General features: G+C 72.7%; 16 protein-coding genes. 7 read left to right on the plus strand and 9 right to left on the minus strand.

What is annotated here, in order from left to right; translation table 11 throughout:
* Nucleotides 1-10: 10 nt before the first annotated feature.
* Genes RCR19_RS21955 through RCR19_RS21965 form a run of 3 tightly spaced genes read right to left on the minus strand, consistent with a single transcriptional unit; the run spans nucleotide 11 to nucleotide 2,350 of the window.
* Nucleotides 11-673 carry an ABC transporter permease gene (locus RCR19_RS21955; protein WP_331266678.1) on the minus strand — a complete coding sequence of 221 codons (663 nt, stop codon included), beginning with the start codon at nucleotides 671-673 and terminating at the stop codon, nucleotides 11-13.
* Between the two features lies 1 nt (nucleotide 674).
* Nucleotides 675-1,316 carry an ABC transporter permease gene (locus RCR19_RS21960; protein ID WP_220293814.1) on the minus strand — a complete coding sequence of 214 codons (642 nt, stop codon included), beginning with the start codon at nucleotides 1,314-1,316 and terminating at the stop codon, nucleotides 675-677.
* Entirely contained in the window at nucleotides 1,313-2,350 is a 1,038-nt protein-coding gene (locus RCR19_RS21965; protein ID WP_331266679.1) for an ABC transporter ATP-binding protein, read from the minus strand. The genes RCR19_RS21960 and RCR19_RS21965 overlap by 4 nt, the downstream gene beginning before the upstream one ends.
* A gap of 142 nt (nucleotides 2,351-2,492) precedes the next feature.
* Between RCR19_RS21965 and RCR19_RS21970 the strand changes: the two genes are divergently transcribed.
* The 3 genes from RCR19_RS21970 to RCR19_RS21980 all read left to right on the plus strand — a co-directional run bounded on the left by RCR19_RS21970 (nucleotide 2,493) and on the right by RCR19_RS21980 (nucleotide 5,540).
* On the plus strand, nucleotides 2,493-4,001 hold the full coding sequence (locus RCR19_RS21970; protein WP_331266680.1) for an aromatic amino acid ammonia-lyase: 1,509 nt from the start codon (nucleotides 2,493-2,495) through the stop codon (nucleotides 3,999-4,001).
* Entirely contained in the window at nucleotides 3,998-4,840 is an 843-nt protein-coding gene (locus RCR19_RS21975) for a MurR/RpiR family transcriptional regulator (RefSeq protein ID WP_220293817.1), read from the plus strand. The genes RCR19_RS21970 and RCR19_RS21975 overlap by 4 nt, the downstream gene beginning before the upstream one ends.
* A 115-nt stretch (nucleotides 4,841-4,955) precedes the next feature.
* Complete coding sequence (locus RCR19_RS21980) at nucleotides 4,956-5,540, plus strand: hypothetical protein (RefSeq protein WP_331266681.1); 585 nt, start codon at nucleotides 4,956-4,958, stop codon at nucleotides 5,538-5,540.
* Between the two features lie 26 nt (nucleotides 5,541-5,566).
* On the opposite strand, the gene RCR19_RS21985 is transcribed toward RCR19_RS21980, so the two are convergent.
* From RCR19_RS21985 to RCR19_RS22005, 5 genes are all read right to left on the minus strand, one after another.
* On the minus strand, nucleotides 5,567-5,941 hold the full coding sequence (locus RCR19_RS21985; protein WP_059130759.1) for a hypothetical protein: 375 nt from the start codon (nucleotides 5,939-5,941) through the stop codon (nucleotides 5,567-5,569).
* A 16-nt stretch (nucleotides 5,942-5,957) separates the two neighbouring features.
* On the minus strand, nucleotides 5,958-6,473 hold the full coding sequence (locus RCR19_RS21990; protein ID WP_331266682.1) for a roadblock/LC7 domain-containing protein: 516 nt from the start codon (nucleotides 6,471-6,473) through the stop codon (nucleotides 5,958-5,960).
* Between the two features lie 40 nt (nucleotides 6,474-6,513).
* Entirely contained in the window at nucleotides 6,514-7,317 is an 804-nt protein-coding gene (locus tag RCR19_RS21995; protein ID WP_331269519.1) for a transcriptional regulator, read from the minus strand.
* Between the two features lie 17 nt (nucleotides 7,318-7,334).
* Entirely contained in the window at nucleotides 7,335-7,733 is a 399-nt protein-coding gene (locus RCR19_RS22000) for a hypothetical protein (protein ID WP_059130762.1), read from the minus strand.
* A 223-nt stretch (nucleotides 7,734-7,956) separates the two neighbouring features.
* A complete protein-coding gene (locus RCR19_RS22005; protein WP_331266683.1) occupies nucleotides 7,957-9,336 on the minus strand; it encodes a diaminopimelate decarboxylase in 1,380 nt (459 codons plus the stop codon).
* A 190-nt stretch (nucleotides 9,337-9,526) separates the two neighbouring features.
* Here RCR19_RS22005 and hutU point away from each other — a divergent pair, with 190 nt between their 5' ends.
* The 4 genes from hutU to hutI are packed head-to-tail and all read left to right on the plus strand — an operon-like array spanning nucleotide 9,527 to nucleotide 14,953.
* Nucleotides 9,527-11,191, plus strand: coding sequence for a urocanate hydratase (gene hutU, locus RCR19_RS22010; protein ID WP_331266684.1), 1,665 nt, complete (start codon nucleotides 9,527-9,529; stop codon nucleotides 11,189-11,191).
* Nucleotides 11,188-12,411 (plus strand): allantoate amidohydrolase, encoded by a 1,224-nt coding sequence (locus RCR19_RS22015; protein WP_331266685.1) that lies wholly within the window; start codon nucleotides 11,188-11,190, stop codon nucleotides 12,409-12,411. The genes hutU and RCR19_RS22015 overlap by 4 nt, the downstream gene beginning before the upstream one ends.
* Nucleotides 12,408-13,742, plus strand: a complete 1,335-nt coding sequence (locus tag RCR19_RS22020) for a formimidoylglutamate deiminase (RefSeq protein WP_331266686.1) — start codon at nucleotides 12,408-12,410, stop codon at nucleotides 13,740-13,742. The genes RCR19_RS22015 and RCR19_RS22020 overlap by 4 nt, the downstream gene beginning before the upstream one ends.
* A 35-nt stretch (nucleotides 13,743-13,777) precedes the next feature.
* Entirely contained in the window at nucleotides 13,778-14,953 is a 1,176-nt protein-coding gene (gene hutI, locus RCR19_RS22025; RefSeq protein WP_331266687.1) for an imidazolonepropionase, read from the plus strand.
* 30 nt (nucleotides 14,954-14,983) lie between these two features.
* Here hutI and RCR19_RS22030 read toward each other — a convergent pair whose 3' ends face one another.
* On the minus strand, nucleotides 14,984-16,546 hold the full coding sequence (locus RCR19_RS22030; RefSeq protein ID WP_331266688.1) for an RICIN domain-containing protein: 1,563 nt from the start codon (nucleotides 16,544-16,546) through the stop codon (nucleotides 14,984-14,986).
* Between the last annotated feature and the right edge of the window lie 206 nt (nucleotides 16,547-16,752).

Here is a 16,752-nt window from a genome sequence, read left to right on the forward strand (position 1 = left end):
TCTTCGATCCCTAGGCAGTGCGGTGGCGGAAGAGGAAGCGCTGAAGGCCGGACAGGGCCAGGTCGAGGACTACGGCGACCGCGGCGACCAGCACCGCGCCGCCGAGCACCTGGACGAGGTCACGCTGGGCGAGCCCGTCGAAGACGTAGCGGCCCAGGCCGCCGAAGGAGACATAGGCGGCGATGGTGGCCGTCGCGACCACCTGGATCAGTGCCAGGCGCAGGCCCGTCAGGACCAGGGGGAGGGCGAGCGGCAACTCCACCCGGAGCAGCACCTGACGGCCGCGCATGCCCTGCCCGCGCGCCGCGTCCTTCACGTCCGGGTCGACGGCCGTCATGCCCGCGTAGGTGTTGGTGACGATCGCTGGGACCGCGAGGGCGACCAGGGCGACGTACACCGGCAGCATGGACAGGCCGCCGGCCAGGAAGACCAGGACCACCAGGCCCACGGTCGGCAGGGCGCGGCCGAAGGACGCGAGGTTGATCGCGAGGAACGCGCCCTTGCCGGTGTGGCCGATCAGCAGGCCCAGCGGAAGGCCGATGGCGGCCGCGATGAGCGTGGCCAGCAGCGAGTACTGGAGGTGCTCGGCGAGGCGGTGGGCGATGCCGTCCGGGCCGGACCACTGGGAGCCGCTGACCAGCCATGTACCGAGGTTCTTGAACAGTTCGTACATCTCAGGCTCGCCGCCTCTTCCACGGGGTGAGGACGTACTGGAGGGCGACCAGCAGCGCGTCCGCGACCACGGCGAGCAGGAGGGTGAGGACCACTCCGACGATCACCGGGGTCGGGAAGTTGCGCTGGAAGCCGTCGGTGAAGAGCTGACCGAGGCCGCCGTCGCCGATGTAGGTCGCGACCGAGACCAGCGAGATCGACATGACGGTCGCGATCCGGACGCCCGCCATGATCACGGGCAGGGCGAGGGGGAGCTCCACGGTCAGCAGGGTGCGCAGCGGGCGTGTGCCCATCGCCTTCGCCGCCTCCTTCACCCGGACCGGGACCGAGTCGAGGCCCTCGACCGTGTTCCGGAGCAGGACCACCAGGCTGTAGACCGTCAGACCGATCACGGTCGTGGTGCGCGTGAGGCCGCTGACCGGCAGCAGGAGAACGAAGATCGCGATCGACGGGATGGTGAACAGGACGTTCGAGGCGCCGAGCAGGAAGCCGCGCAGGGGGCGGACACGGTGGGCGATCACCGCGAGGGGGAGCGAGATCAGCAGTCCGAGCAGGACGGCGGTGAGGGCGGCCTCGAGGTGGGAGAGGGTCAGGGAGGTGAGGTCGTCGGTGTGGTCCGCTATCCAGGACCAGTCGATGGTCATGCCGCCACGCCCAGTTCCGCGTGGGCGCGGTTCGCGTGCTCGAGGATGTCGTCGCGGGACGTTACGCCGGTGAGCTCGCCGTCCGCGTCGACCCGGGCGATCAGGCCGGTGGGGGAGGCGACGGACTCGTTCAGCGCCGACAGCAGGGAGTCGGAGTCCGCGAGCGGTCGTACGGGACGTTCGGCGTCGTCCGTGGAACGCCAGTGGAGGGGCCTGCGCGCCTCGTCCAGGACGAGGGTCCAGGTGCCGGAGTCGGGGGCCGGGCCCTGCGGGACCGCCGCCAGGGTCCTCAGGGAGAGCAGTTTCAGCCCTCGCTCGGCGCCGAGGAACTCGGCAACGAAGTCGTCGGCGGGGCGTGCCAGCAGCTCTTCGGGTGCGGCGCACTGCACCAGATGCCCGCCGGTGCGGAAGACGGCGATGCGGTCGCCGAGGCGGACGGCCTCGTCGATGTCGTGGGTGACGAAGACGATGGTCTTGTTCAGCTCCTTCTGCAGACGCAGCAGTTCGTCCTGGAGCTGGGTGCGCACCACCGGGTCGACGGCGCCGAACGGCTCGTCCATCAGCAGGACGGGCGGATCGGCGGCGAGCGCGCGGGCGACTCCGACGCGCTGCTGCTGGCCGCCGGAGAGCTGGTGCGGATACCGCTTGCCGGCGTCAGCGGCGAGGCCGACGGTCTCCAGCAGCTCGGCCGCCCGGGCGCGTGCCTTCCTTCGGTTCCAGCCGAGCAGCAGGGGCACGGTGGCGATGTTGTCGAGCACCGTGCGATGCGGGAAGAGGCCGCCCTGCTGGATGACGTAGCCGATGGATCGGCGCAGCTCGGCGGCGTCCTGCCGGGTGACGTCCCGGCCGCCCACGCGGATGGTGCCGGAGGTGGGCTCGACCATGCGGTTGACCATCCGCAGGGTGGTCGTCTTGCCGCAGCCGGAGGATCCGACCAGGACGGTCACACCGCCCTCCGGCATCTCCAGGGAGAGGTCGTGGACCGCCGTCGTGCCGTTGGGGAAGCGCTTGTGGACCGCATCGAACTGGATCATGAGATGTCCCTTGCCCGGCTGTATAACGTCATGCAGAGTTCTTGGTGTGTGAATAGGTTGTCAACGCTTCGGCGCCAATCCGAGGTAACAGATGACCGCAGAGCAAGATGGGATGTCCGGGTTGAGGGGAGTTTGAGGCTTGATGTCGTCTCGGATCGTGGACAAGCCGAGCCCCGGGTATTCCGACCTCGTGATCCTCGACGGCGTGGGACTCGGCGTGGAGGACGTGGTACGCCTCGCCGAGGGCGCCGCACGGCCGGTCCCCGGCACGGAGGCCATGAAGCGGGTGGAGGAGTCCTGGGACGCCGCCCGGCAGATCGCGGCGACCGGGCGCGTGTACGGCCGCTCCACCGGCGTGGGCGCGAACCGCACCGAGGACGTGCCGACGGAGGCCGCCGCCGGGCACGGTCTGCGCCTGCTGCGCAGCCATGCCGGGGCGATCGGCGAGGAGCTGCCGGCGCGTCAGGTCCGCGCGATGCTGGCGGTCCGGGCCAATCAGCTGCTCGCGGGAGGCGCGGGCCTGCGCCCCAGCGTGGTCACGGCGCTGTGCGATGCGCTGGAGAGCGGGGCGTATCCGGTCGTCAACGAGTTCGGGTCGGTGGGGACCGGCGACATCGCGGCGCTGGCGCAGGCGGGACTCGCGCTCGCCGGCGAACACCCCTGGAAGGGGGCCGGGGCGCCGCAGCCCCAGCCCCTCGACAACAACGACGCCCTCGCCTTCATCAGCAGCAACGCCCTCACCCTCGGTCAGGCCGCCCTGGCACTGCACGAGCTGCGGGGCCTGGTCGCTGCCACCCAGGTGGTGGCCGCGCTCTCGCTGCTCGCGGTGGACGGCTCGCACGAGGCGTACGCCGCCCCCGTGCACGCCGCCCGGCCGCATCGCGGATCCGCCGAGGTCGCCCGCCGGATGCGGCGGCTGATCGGCGCGGCCGACCGCCCGACACCGCCGCTCGGCCGCATCCAGGACCCGTACGGCTTCCGCTGCCTGCCGCAGATCCACGGTCCCGCACACGACGCGGCGGACGCGCTGGAGGAGGTTCTCGCGATCGAGATCAACGCGGCCGCCGAGAACCCGCTGATCTCGCCCGAGGACATGGCCGCGTATCACCACGGCGGCTTCTACCAGGCCCAGCTCGCCCTCGCCCTGGACCACTTCCGGCTGGCCGTGACGCAGGTGGCGCGGCTGTCCACCTCCCGCCTGTCGACACTGAACGAACCGGCCTACACCCGGCTGCGCCCCTTCCTCGCCGACAACGAGCCAGCCTCCTCCGGCGTGATGATCCTGGAGTACGCCGCGGGGGCCGCCCTCGGCGATCTGCGCGCGTTCTCCGCACCCGCGTCCCTCGGACACGCTGTACTCTCCCGAGGCGTCGAGGAGCAGGCCAGTTTCGCCTCACTCGCCGCGCGTCAAACGCTGCGCGCGTGCTCCGCGTACCGTCTGGTGGTCGGCTGTGAACTGGTGGCCGCCGTACGGGCGTTGCATCTGCGCGGTCTCAGGCCCGAGCCGGAGCTTCCGGTGGGCCGGGCGCTGGAGCTCGCCGAGTCGGTGCTGGAGGCCGACCTGGCCGACCGGCCGCTCACGGACGACGTGACGGCGGCGGCCCGACTGCTCGACCGGTTCACCGACATCTGGAGGGGGAGAACGTCATGAGCGTGACCGACAGTCCTGCCGCACGGCTGCAGGCGCTCTTCGAGGGGCACCGGCTCACACCGACCCAGCGACGCATCGCCCACAGCATGGTGCGACGCGCCGCCGACGTGCCGTTCCTGTCGAGCGTGGAGCTGGCCGAACTCGCCGGAGTCAGCCAGCCGTCCGTCACCCGCTTCGCGGTGGCCCTGGGATTCGACGGCTATCCGGCGCTGCGCAAGCACCTGCGCGAGGTCGCCCCCGCGGAGCCCGCACCGGACGCGGGGGCCTACAACGAGTACCAGCAGGCGGTCGAGGCGGAGATCGAGAACCTCAGGCACCTGGCGGAGATACTGGCCGACCCGCGGCCCGTGGAGCGGGCCGGGCGGATCCTGGCCGCCTCGCGCCCACTGCCGGTCCTCGGCCTGCGGGCCGCCGCCTCCCAGGCGTTCGGCTTCGCGTACTTCGCGGCGAAGGTCCACCCGGACGTCCGGCTGCTGCGCGAGGGCGGCACGATGCTCGACGACCGCATCGACGCGGCCGTTCGGGCGGGCGCGAGCGCGCTGCTGTGCTTCGCGCTGCCGCGCCACCCGCGCGAGGTCGTCGACGCCCTCGCGTACGCCAAGGAGGCGGGACTGACCGTCGTCACGGTCGCCGACTCGGCTTTCGCGCCGGTGGCGAAGGTCTCGGACCTGCTGCTGCCGGCCGCCGTCGGTACGGGGCTCGCCTTCGACACGGCCTGCGCGCCGATGCTGCTCGGCCGAGTCCTGCTCGAGGCGATGTGCGACGACCTGCCCGACGCCCAGGCGCGGCTGGAGGAGTTCGACGCACAGGCGGCGGCCCGGGGGCTGTTCGTGGAGTAGTCCGGACGGCCGGCGGTCCACGCCGATGGGTGCCGGGTTTTTCAGACTCGTCTCACTTTTGCTCGCTAGCCTGCGCGAACCGGAACACGGCACCGCAACGGACGGGAGGCTGGGCGTGGCGCGCGGAGGACAGGGATTGGCGAGGGTGGCGGTCGTCGCACGGGCCGGAGCCGCACCGCTGTGGTGGCTGGGGGTGTTCGCGGCCGGTATCGGAGTGCTGGTACCGGGACTGACCGGACGCCGGATCGGGGTGATGGCCGGGGCCGCGCTGTTCGTCGTCGCGACCGCAGTCGTCGCACTGGCGCGCCGAAGGCGCTACGCCGCGCTCTCCCGCGCAGCCGCCCGCGCCGGCAAGTACGACGTGCTGCAGGACCGCTCGGTCACCACCCGGACCTGGCGGCGCGGGCACCGCTGGTGGCTGCTTCTCGCCGTCGCCGTCGCGCTCGGCAGCTCCTTCGCGGTGCCCGCCGCGGGCGGCATGCTGCTCGCCGGCACCGGCGTCGGCCTGCGGCTGAAGGCGGCCTGGCTGGGCCGCCGCGAACGCGCCGACGACGTACTGCTGTGGGTGCGCGTCGACTGGCTCGGCCGCCGTGGCGGAGCGCCCGCGGGCAAGCCCGTGAAGGGCTACCGCAGCACCGGCATCGCGGCCGGCGACGCGGCCCCTGGCGGGGCGCGCCGCCGGACGGCCGAACTCGTGTAGTACGCGGGGAGCGGGCAGGCCGGGGCTCAGACCTCCAGATCCTCCTCGATCTTCTTCAACTGGTGGCGGGCCATCGCCAGGTTGGCGCGCTTGGCGTCGAGGACCAGATAGAGGAACAGGCCGTTGCCGCCCCGGCCGGTCAGCAGGCGGATCAGGTGGAACTGATCGCTCAGGGTGATCAGGATGTCCTCGATCTGCCCCTTGAGCCCGAGGTGTTCCATGGTGCGCAGCTTGGCCCGTACGACATCGGTGTTGCCGGCGGCGGCGACGGTGAGGTCGAAACTCTTGCTGCCGCCGATCGTGCCGAGCGCCATGCCGCTGGTGTAGTCGACCAGGGCGGCCCCGGTGGCGCCTTCGATGGAGGCGAGGGCTTCCTTCAGCGTGGTTTCGGTGTTCGCCATGAGGTGTGGTGTCCTTTCAACTTTCCGTGGTGGTACGCGCGTCCGCGGCCGATCGAGGGCTCGCGGGGGTGCGCGCGGTGCGGGTCCGCGTGGGTGCGGACCTGGTGGTGGTCCTGGTGGGGGTCCTTGCGGCGCGGGACTGCGCCGCTCCGGCCCGGAGGGCGGCCTCGTCGACCAGTTCGCCGATGCGTGTGCTCGCGCGCCTGCCCTCCAGATGCAGCCGGCCGACGTTGACCCGGTCCTGGGCCAGCAGCGTGAGCACGGCACTGCGGCCCGCCGCGTACGTGGCCACATAGCCGTGGATGCCGCGGACGAGCAGTTCGCGGAAGTCGCCCTGGCCCGTCGCGTCGGCGAGCCGCATGGCGACGCCCAGCGCGGCGGCGGTCAGCGCGGCGACGCCCTCGGGTTCGACGCCGGGCGCGTCCTGGGCGAGGACCAGTCCGTCGACGCTGGCGACGAGGGCGCCCGTCAGCTGAGGGATGCGGGATCTGAGCCGGCGCAGTTCGTCGAGGACCTCGGGCTCCGCGTCCATCAGGGGTCTCCTCTCGGCGGGGGTGTCCCGTTCGATCCGGTCAAAGGGCCTCCAGCGCATCCCTCAGCCTCTTCAGCAACGTGATGTGGGGGTCGGCGAAGGGCGCCGGCTGCGCGGTGGGCACAAGGGTTTCGGCGCGGGGCGCGGGCGCGGCCGGTCGGGCCGCGACGACACCCGCGGCGGCCAGCCGCCGTACGTCGACCAGCGTGTGGAAGGCGGGGCGGCCCAGCTCTCGTGAGATGTCGGTGGCCGTCCGCACGCCGTCGATCCGGTCGAGCACCGCTCCCTGGCGGGACGTGACGGCCGGGCCCGCCCGGCGGGCGGCGCGGACGAGCGGAGCCCGGTCCGTCTCCGGATCGGGCCATATGCGGTGCAGCAACTCCCGGCGGCGAAGCGTCTCGCGTTCCACCGCGGCCACCGGAACCGGGCGGACAGGGCCGAGCCAATGGCCGTCCCCGTACCGGAAGCGGGCGGGCGCGCTGCTCGGACCGAGGACGAAGTACGCCGCGTCGTACAGTGCGCCCAGATGGCACAGTTCCAGTGCCCCCTGTCCGATCCGGCCGCTGTCGACCAGGAACCGGCCGACCAGCCGGTGCGCCCCCGCCTCGGCGACCGCCTCCCGCCAGCCCTCCTCGTCCAGCGCGCCGCGCGCGACGAGCAGGACGTCGAGTCCGGGGGTCGCATGGCTCTCGGCGTACACCACCTGACCCTCGAGCAGATGGAGCATGCCTCCTTCGCGCATCAGCACCCCCGTGGCCCGTTCGGCCGCGAGCCTGCTGAGCATGGGGGAGACGCCGACGCTGGGGATCTCGGTCCGCCGGCGGACGGGCAGCGGGGGCGGCATGGGCATCCTGACCGTCGTCATCCCAGCACCAGCCGTCCGGCCATCTCGCCGAGCCGGATGCGGGCGAGGGCGAGGTTGCCCTCCGCGCGGGCCAGCCAGAGGTGCAGGAAGACGCTGCTGTCGAAGGTGGTCGGGACGAACCGCAGCAGGTGGTAGCTGTCCCGGTTGGCGATGATCAGGTCCTCGACCGGGCACGCCTCGCCGGACCAGCCGGCGTCGTCCTCCGGCGCGAACGCGCGGTGTTCGGCGGCGAGCCGGGCCAGTTCCGCCGCCTCCGCCGCGGTGGTCTCGTGGTCACCGCCGGGCGAGTCCCCGACCGTGCCCAGGGCGAGCCCGCTGGTCCAGTCGACCACCGAGGCACCCCTGGCACCGGGCAGTCGCATGGCTTCCAGTAGGCACTCGTCGATTCCGGGCACCGTGGCTCCCCTCCCGCCTCGGGTTCGGCTGAGTGACCACGAGGCTACGCAACGTGTGCGCGAGGGGTGAGGGATCTGGCATTTTCCGGTGGAACATGCAGCCGTCCCGCTAGGGTGGGTCAGCTGTGCACACCTATGGGGGTGTCGGGGCCGCTGTGACGTGCGTCCACCGGCGTGTGCTCATACGGCCGATGGGAACGCTCGACCCGGGGGGTGCGCCTCCTCAGAGCGCCGTGAGCGCGCCCGTGTGGCCTCCACCCGACTCCGCCACGACCTCCTCGAGGGTCTGCGGTTCCCGTACGACGGCGAACCGGATGCCGCCGTCCACGCCCGGCGCGTAGCCGTACACGCCGGGCCGTGTGAGGGAGTTGTACGCGTAGTGATGGGCGAAGTAGTACGCCCCGGTGTCCGGCGCCGCAGCGTGGTCGCCCTGTTCCAGCAGCGGCAGCGCCTGCCCCGTGGCCAGCAGGTCGCCCGCGAAACAAGCCGGTCCGGCCACGTCCTGGACCACCTCGGGTCCCTCCTTGGGGCGCCCCTTCGCGTCGTACGCCAAGATCCGCAGCGGCCACGACGCCGGTGCGTAGACCGTGCGGGTGGCCACCTGGACACCGGCGTGCGTGACCGCGACCGCCCGGCCGCCCGCGCGCTTGGTGTACTCCACCCGGGCCACCACGGTGCCGTGCTTGGCGAGCAGCGATCGCCCGAACTCGGTGACCAGCCCGTACCGCCCGTCGAACAGCCCGGGCACTGCCTCCGCCAGCAGCCGTGCGTACTGGGCGTACGTCGGCGTCGTCACGTCGGAGGAGAAGTTGACCGGAAGTCCGCCGCCGATGTCGATCGTGTCGATCTGGCGCCGCCCGATCCGCCGGTTGACCTCCTCGGCGAGTGCGTAGGTCTCCGCGACTCCCTGCGCCATCAGCGAGAGCGGGATGCCCTGTGAGCCGGAGTGCGCGTGCAGCCGGGTCAGCCAGGGCCGCTCGGTGCAGGCGCGCACCAGCCATTCGCGCGCTCCCTCGTCCCGCAGCGCCACCCCGAACTTGGAGGTGGCGGTCGCCGTGGACAGCGCCTCGATCGCACCCGCCCCGAGCTGCGGATTCACCCGGATCCCGAGAGGGGAGGACGTCTTCGCCGCGCGGACCAGGCCGTCGATCCGCGCCAGCTCCTGCGGGTTGTCCGCGTTCACGGCGATGCCCAGCTCCAGGGCCTCCCGCAGCTCCGCGGGGGTCTTGGCGGGCGCGTCCAGCACGATGTGCTCAGGTGCGACGCCGGCCGCCCTGGCCAGGGCCAGCTCCCCGGCGCTCGCCACCTCCGCGCCGATACCGGCGGCCCGCAGCAGGGACAGCACCGGTACCAGCGGTGTCGCCTTCACGGCGAAGGCGTGCAGTACCGGGGTCCCCGGCGCGATGACCGCGTCGAAGGCCGCCCGCAGCGCCGCCGCCGAGTCGCGGATGCCGGCGACGTCCAGGAGGCCGACGATGGGAGCGTCCGGCCCGAGCAGCCCCTGCTCGACCGCGGCGCGCACGGCCTCGTCCCGGCGTGCCACCCGCTCGGCGTCCTCGGGGTGTCCCTCTGCGCCGGTGTGTCCCGTCCCGAAGTCCTTCATGTCCACCACCGTGTCCCCCGTCCCCGTGCCACTGTCTGTGGTCGTATCTCCAGCCAAACATCCCTGCCGCCACCACGCTGGCGCAAGAATGTATTGACTAGTTCTATTCAGGTGGCCAGGATGTGAATAACCACTGCAACAGTCCCCGCGCGCCCCCGGCCGCGTGCGGCCGTACCCCAGGAGGCAGACCATGTCAGGACCCCGCCCCGTCCGAGCGCCGCGCGGCACGGAACTGAGCGCCCTGGGATGGCAGCAGGAGGCCGCCCTGCGGATGCTGCAGAACAACCTCGACCCAGAGGTCGCCGAGCACCCCGACAAGCTCGTCGTCTACGGCGGCACCGGCAAGGCCGCACGCGACTGGCGCTCCTTCGACGCGATGGTCCGCACGCTGAAGGGCCTCAAGCAGGACGAGACGATGCTCGTCCAGTCCGGCCGTCCCGTCGGCGTCATGCAGACCCACGAGTGGGCGCCGCGCGTGCTCCTCGCCAACTCCAACCTCGTCGGCGACTGGGCCAACTGGGAGGAGTTCCGCCGGCTGGAGGCCCTCGGCCTGACCATGTACGGGCAGATGACCGCCGGTTCGTGGATCTACATCGGCACCCAGGGCATCCTCCAGGGCACCTACGAGACGTTCGCCGCCGTGGCCGCGAAGAAGTTCGGCGGGACGCTCGCCGGCACCATCACCCTGACGGCCGGACTCGGCGGCATGGGCGGCGCCCAGCCGCTCGCCGTCACGATGAACGACGGCGTCGCGATCTGCATCGACTGCGACCCGCGTGCCATCGACCGCCGTATCGAGCACCGGTACCTGGACGTGAAGGCGGACTCGCTGGAGCACGCGCTCCAGCTGGCCGTCGAGGCGCGCGACGCCCGCCGTCCGCTGTCCATCGGTCTCCTCGGCAACGCCGCCGACCTCCTGCCGCAGATGCTCGCCATGAGCGCCCCCATCGACATCGTCACCGACCAGACCTCGGCCCACGACCCGCTGGCGTACCTGCCGACCGGCGTCGCCTTCGAGGACATGGCCGACGCCGCCGCCAAGGACCCGGCCGGCTTCACCACCCGCGCCCGTGAGTCGATGGCCACGCACGTCGAGGCGATGGTCGGCTTCATGGACGCCGGAGCCGAGGTCTTCGACTACGGCAACTCGATCCGCGGCGAGGCGCAACTGGCCGGGTACGACCGTGCGTTCGCCTTCCCCGGCTTCGTCCCCGCCTACATCCGGCCCCTGTTCTGCGAGGGTAAGGGCCCCTTCCGCTGGGCGGCGCTGTCCGGCGACCCGGCCGACATCGCGAAGACCGACCGGGCGATCCTCGAGCTGTTCCCCGAGAACGAGTCCCTCGCCCGCTGGATCAAGATGGCGGGCGAGCGCGTCCACTTCCAGGGCCTGCCCGCACGCATCTGCTGGCTCGGCTACGGCGAGCGGGACAAGGCCGGTGAGCGGTTCAACGACATGGTGGCGAGCGGTGAGCTCAGCGCGCCGATCGTCATCGGCCGCGACCACCTCGACTGCGGTTCCGTCGCCTCCCCGTACCGCGAGACCGAGGCGATGCTGGACGGCTCGGACGCGATCGCGGACTGGCCGCTGCTCAACGCCATGGTGAACGTGGCGTCCGGTGCGTCGTGGGTGTCCATCCACCACGGTGGCGGGGTCGGCATGGGCCGGTCCATCCACGCCGGACAGGTCACCGTGGCCGACGGCACCGCGCTGAGCGGCGAGAAGATCCGCCGGGTCCTCACCAACGACCCGGGCATGGGTGTCATCCGGCACGTGGACGCCGGATACGACATCGCGGAGTCCGTGGCCGGGGAGCGGGGCGTGCGGGTTCCGATGCGCGAAGGTGACGACGCGTGACCTTCCACAGCATGTGGGCGGAGTTGCTGCCGATCGGCCGCAGCTCCGCCTCCGGCGGTTATCGCCGCTTCGCCTGGACGGCCGCCGACAGCGAGTGCCGGGCCTGGTTCGAGGAGCAGGCCCGGAGCCGCGGGCTCGCCCACGAGGTGGACTGGAACGGCAACCAGTGGGCCTGGCTGGGGGATCCCGCAGCGGGCGACGCCGTCGTCACGGGGTCGCACCTCGACTCCGTGCCCGACGGCGGTGCCTTCGACGGTCCCCTCGGGGTCGTGTCGTCCTTCACGGCGCTCGACGAGCTGCGCGCGCGGGGCGTGGAGTTCCGCAGACCGCTCGCCGTCGTCAACTTCGGGGACGAGGAGGGCGCGCGGTTCGGGCTCGCCTGCGTCGGGTCGCGGCTGGCCGCCGGACAGCTCACCCGTGAGCAGGCGCACCGGCTCACGGACGGCGACGGCGTCACGCTGGCGCAGGCCATGGAGGCCGCCGGCCACGACCCCGACGCGATCGGGCCCGACCCGGAGCGTCTGGGGCGTATCGGGGCGTTCGTCGAACTGCACATCGAGCAGGGCCGTGCCCTCGACCTCAGCGGGGACCCGGTTGGCGTGGCCAGCGCCATCTGGCCGCACGGGCGGTGGCGGTTCGACTTCCGGGGCGAGGCCAACCACGCCGGGACCACGCGCCTGGTCGACCGGCGCGACCCCATGCTGCCGTACGCCGAGACCGTGCTCGCCGCCCGCCGCGAGGCCGCACTCGCCGGTGCCGTCGCCACCTTCGGCAAGATCGCCGTCGAACCCAACGGCGTCAACGCCATCCCCTCGCTCGTGCGCGGCTGGCTCGACTCCCGCGCCGCCGACCAGGAGAGCCTCGACACCGTGCTGAGCGGGATCGAGAAGGCGGCCCGCGAGCACGCGGAGGCACACGGCGTCGACCTCGACGTCGTCCGTGAGTCCTTCACCCCCGTCGTGGAGTTCGACCACGTCCTGCGCGACGAACTCGCCCGCATCCTGGGCCGGGAGCAGGAGCGCGGACTCACCGTGCCCGTTCTGGGCACCGGTGCCGGGCACGACGCCGGGATCCTGTCCGGGACCGTCCCGACCGCCATGCTGTTCGTGCGCAACCCCACGGGCGTCTCGCACTCCCCGGCCGAGGACGCCGCCGAGGAGGACTGCGTCGCCGGTGTGAGCGCACTCGCCGACGTACTGGAAGGGCTGGTGTGCAGGTGACCCGGACGTACTGGCTGGAGCACGCCTGGCTCGACCCGGGCGTGGAGACGGGCGTCGCCCTCGAAGTGTCCGACGGCCGCGTCACCGCCGTCCGTACCGGCGTCGAAGCCCCGCCACCGGGCGCCGAGATCCTTCGCGGACTCACCCTCCCCGGGCTCGCCAACGCGCACTCGCACGCCTTCCACCGCGCCCTGCGCGGAGTGGTCCAGGTGGGCTCCGGCACCTTCTGGACCTGGCGGGAGGTCATGTACTCGGTCGCCGACCGGCTGACCCCCGAGACGTACCACGCACTCGCACGCGCCGTGTACGCGGAGATGGCGCTCGCCGGTGTCACCGCGGTCGGTGAGTTCCACTACCTGCACCACGCCCCGGGCGGCACCCCCTACGCCGACCCCAACGCCATGGGCGAGGCCCTCATCGACGCCGCCGCCGAGGCCGGCATCCGCATCACCCTGCTCGACACCGCCTACCTCTCCTCCGGATTCGGGCAGCCGCCGGACCACCACCAGCTCCGCTTCTCCGACGGCACCGCGGAGCGCTGGGCCGAACGCTCCTCGGATCTGAAAGAGCGGGCGCACGCACGGATCGGGGCCGCCGTGCACTCCGTGCGGGCGGTTCCCGCGGGGCAGTTGGCGACGGTGGCACGCTGGGCCGAGGAACGGCGGGCCCCGCTGCATGTGCACCTGTCCGAGCAGACGGCGGAGAACGACGCCTGCCACCGGGCCCACGGCTGCACCCCCACGCGACTGCTCGCCGACCACGGAGTCCTGGGCCCGCGCACCACCGGTGTGCACAACACCCATCTCACCGACGAGGACATCCGGTTGATCGGGGCCGGCTCCACGGGCACCTGTATGTGCCCGACGACGGAGCGGGACCTCGCCGACGGCATCGGCCCGGCCAAGGCCCTGCAGGCGGCCGGCTCCCCCCTCTCGCTCGGCTCCGACAGCCACGCCGTCATCGACCTCCTCGAGGAGGCGCGCGCGATGGAGCTCGACGAGCGGCTGCGCACCCGCACCCGGGGCCACTGGACCGCGGCGAGCCTGCTGCGGGCGGCCTCCGCCGACGGACACGCGGCGCTCGGCTGGCAGGACGCGGGCGTCCTGGAGCCCGGGGCGCTCGCCGACTTCACGACGATCGCGCTCGATTCGGTCAGGACCGCGGGACCGCCGCCGGGGCTGGGCGCCGAGACGGCGGTGTTCGCCGCGACCGCTGCGGACGTGCGCCATACGGTCGTAGGCGGTCGGCATGTCGTGCGCGACGGGGCGCACACACGTCTGCCGGATGTACCACGGGCGCTGGCGGACGCCGTCCAGGCGCTGCGCTCCTGACACCCGAAACCGGCCCGGTCACCCACGAGGAACCCATGAGCAGCACGGTCATCACCAACATCGCCAGCCTGGTCACCAACGACCCCTCCCGCGAAAGCGCGGACTCCCCCCTCGGGCTGATCCAGGACGCGGCCGTCGTCATCGACGGCGACCGCATCGCCTGGACCGGTGAGTCGGGCAACGCACCCGCCGCCGACAACCGGGTCGACGTCGGCGGCCGGGCGGTGATCCCGGGCTTCGTCGACTCCCACTCGCACCTGGTCTTCGCGGGCGACCGCACGCAGGAGTTCAACGCCCGCATGTCGGGCCGCAGCTACTCGGCGGGCGGCATCCGCACCACCGTGGCCGCGACGCGGGCGGCGACGGACGAGGAGCTCGAGGCCAACCTCGTCCGCTACCTCTCCGAGGCGCTCCGCCAGGGCACCACCACCTTCGAGACCAAGTCCGGCTACGGACTGACGGTCGAGGACGAGGCACGTGCGCTGCGCATCGCGTCCGCGCACACGGACGAGGTCACCTACCTCGGTGCCCACATCGTCTCCCCGGACTACGCCGACGACCCCGCCGGATACGTGGCCCTGGTCACCGGCGAGATGCTCGAGGCGTGTGCGCCGCACGCGCGGTGGATCGACGTCTTCTGCGAGAAGGGCGCCTTCGACGGGGACCAGGCCCGTGCGGTCCTGACCGCGGGAAAGCGCAGGGGACTGCATCCCCGGGTCCACGCCAACCAGTTGTCGTACGGCCCGGGCGTCCAGCTGGCAGTGGAACTCGACGCCGCCAGCGCCGACCACTGCACGCATCTGACGGACGCCGACGTGGACGCGCTCGCGCAGGGCGGCACGGTCGCCACGCTCCTGCCCGGTGCCGAGTTCTCGACCCGCGCCGAGTGGCCGAACGCCCGCCGCCTCCTCGACGCGGGCGCGACGGTGGCGCTGTCGACGGACTGCAACCCGGGCTCGTCCTTCACGTCCTCGGTGCCGTTCTGCATCGCCCTGGCCGTCCGGGACATGGGCATGACCCCGGACGAGGCGGTCTGGTCGGCCACGGCGGGCGGCGCCCGCGCCCTGCGCCGCACGGACGTCGGCCGGCTGGTCCCGGGCGCGTACGCGGACCTCGCGGTCCTCGACGCCCCGAGCCATGTCCATCTGGCCTACCGGCCGGGCGTGCCCCTCGTCACCGAGGTGTGGCGGCACGGCAGCCGCGTGGCCTGACCGGGCGCGCGGGCCGGCGGCCTCAGCCGGTCAGGAGGCCCCGGCCCGCCACCGCTGATCCGTGCCGCCGGTCAGCGGACGCAGCGACAGACTGCCGTCCTCGTCCTGGGTGAGCGCGGTCCCGACGTCGATCTCCGGGCGGACGACTCCGTCGTCGTCGACGGTGAAGCGGAGGTTCTGGCCGTTGCGGCCGTGGACGGAGTCGCAGTGCCAGATGCCCACGCCGTTGTCCACCGAGCCACGGCTGTCCAGGCAGAAGTCGGGATCGGCCGACGACTGCAGCACGCTGCGTCCGGAGTCGAAGCGCCACCGCTGGCTCGATGAGGACGTGCAGGGGACGACGGCCACGTCCGTGCCGTTGTCGAAGTCGCCGGCGACCTCCAGGCACAGACCCGAGGCGGCGTTCACGACCTGTGCGAAGGAGCCGTCGGGCGCGTGTGCCGTGGGAGTGGGTTTCGGCGTCGGCTTCGGCGGCCTGGAACTCCGCGTCGGCGACGGGTGCTCGGAGGCCACCGAGGACGAGGGCGACGGCGTCGGCGAGGCCGGGGGGTGCACCGAGACCGTCGCGGTGACGGTCACCGCGGGAGGCTGCGGCGGGGTGCCGACGGAGGCGTCCGCCGCGTGCCGGCCGGGCGAGCCCTGCGAGGACAGCAGGAAGACCAGCAGTGGTGCCAGGGCCAGGCCGAGGGCCGCCGAGGCCAGGGCCAGCCGGCGGCCCGGGGGCCAGGTCGCCTGCGCCGCTCGCGGATGGGCGGGCGGCTCACTCGTGCCGAGCTCTACGTAGGCCGTGCCGCCCCACGGCAGCAGTCCCTCGGCCAGCGCGGTGCGCGGGGCGTCCCGCAGCGCGGTGAGTTCCTCGTAGGCGGCCGTGCAGTGCGCGCACCGGACCATATGGGCGTGCAGGTCGCCGCTGAACCGGGGGTTGTCGGGCCGTACCGACTCCTCGATCAGCCGCCGGAAGTCCCCGCAACGCGGATCGTCCGAGGCGGCGAGACGGGACCTCAGACAGGCCTGGCCCATGGCGTTGAGCGCCTGTTCGGTGCCGTACTCCACGTCCTCCATTCCGAGTCCGAGGAATCCCGCCGTCCTGTCCGCGCTCTCCCCCTCCACGACGCCGTACCAGATCAGGCCCTGGGTGCGGGAGGCCAGGGACTGGAACGCGGGGAGCAGGGGCGGGACCGGGCCGCCGGGGCCGGCCGTGTTCATCACCAGGAGCAGACCGGCGTCGAGGCCGGCGGCCCGCTCGTCCGTGGCCCACGACAGGGCGGACCGGACGGTGAGCAGCAGGAGTCGGTGCCGCCAGGGCAGGCCCGGGTCGATACCGCGCGCCGTCTCGCGGGCCGCGAGGGTGAAGGCCTGTCCGGCCAGTTGCCGCGCGGCCGGTTCGCTCGTGGTGCACAGTCGCGCGTAGGCGAGGACCGAGTGCCGGTGACGGGTGCGCAGTTCCTGCAGTGACTGGTACGAGGTCGCGGTGTCGGCGCGGAGCAACTCGGTGAGCCGTGCGTCGGACGGGCCGAAGGCCCCGGCGCCCGCGGTGTCCGCTGCGGACGTCCCGGCCCCGGCGCCGCTGTCCGTCCCGTCGGCCCGAGTCATCCGCCCGCCTCCTCGCACCCAGGCGACGCCGCTCGCCGCGCTCCTGACCTACCGACCAGTTTGGGGGTGACCATAGTGGTGGACCGAGGCCCGTGGGGAAAGAGGTTTCCCCGGGTAACAGGGGGCGTGCCGACGGGATGCGGCGCGGGACGTCCGGGCGCGGACAGCAGTCCGTCCGGTGCCCTTGCGGACACCGGACGGAGGCG

It is taken from the genome of Streptomyces sp. WAC07094 (genome assembly GCF_036320405.1).
Taxonomy (GTDB): Bacteria; Actinomycetota; Actinomycetes; order Streptomycetales; family Streptomycetaceae; genus Streptomyces; species Streptomyces lannensis.

Coding starts and splice junctions, on each gene's coding strand:
- RCR19_RS21955 (WP_331266678.1), bottom strand. CDS start 673: ATGTACGAACTGTTCAAGAACCTCGGTACATGGCTGGTCAGCGGCTCC.
- RCR19_RS21960 (WP_220293814.1), bottom strand. CDS start 1,316: ATGACCATCGACTGGTCCTGGATAGCGGACCACACCGACGACCTCACC.
- RCR19_RS21965 (WP_331266679.1), bottom strand. CDS start 2,350: ATGATCCAGTTCGATGCGGTCCACAAGCGCTTCCCCAACGGCACGACG.
- RCR19_RS21970 (WP_331266680.1), top strand. CDS start 2,493: ATGTCGTCTCGGATCGTGGACAAGCCGAGCCCCGGGTATTCCGACCTC.
- RCR19_RS21975 (WP_220293817.1), top strand. CDS start 3,998: ATGAGCGTGACCGACAGTCCTGCCGCACGGCTGCAGGCGCTCTTCGAG.
- RCR19_RS21985 (WP_059130759.1), bottom strand. CDS start 5,941: ATGGCGAACACCGAAACCACGCTGAAGGAAGCCCTCGCCTCCATCGAA.
- RCR19_RS21990 (WP_331266682.1), bottom strand. CDS start 6,473: ATGGACGCGGAGCCCGAGGTCCTCGACGAACTGCGCCGGCTCAGATCC.
- RCR19_RS21995 (WP_331269519.1), bottom strand. CDS start 7,317: ATGCCGCCCCCGCTGCCCGTCCGCCGGCGGACCGAGATCCCCAGCGTC.
- RCR19_RS22005 (WP_331266683.1), bottom strand. CDS start 9,336: ATGAAGGACTTCGGGACGGGACACACCGGCGCAGAGGGACACCCCGAG.
- hutU (WP_331266684.1), top strand. CDS start 9,527: ATGTCAGGACCCCGCCCCGTCCGAGCGCCGCGCGGCACGGAACTGAGC.
- hutI (WP_331266687.1), top strand. CDS start 13,778: ATGAGCAGCACGGTCATCACCAACATCGCCAGCCTGGTCACCAACGAC.
- RCR19_RS22030 (WP_331266688.1), bottom strand. CDS start 16,546: ATGACTCGGGCCGACGGGACGGACAGCGGCGCCGGGGCCGGGACGTCC.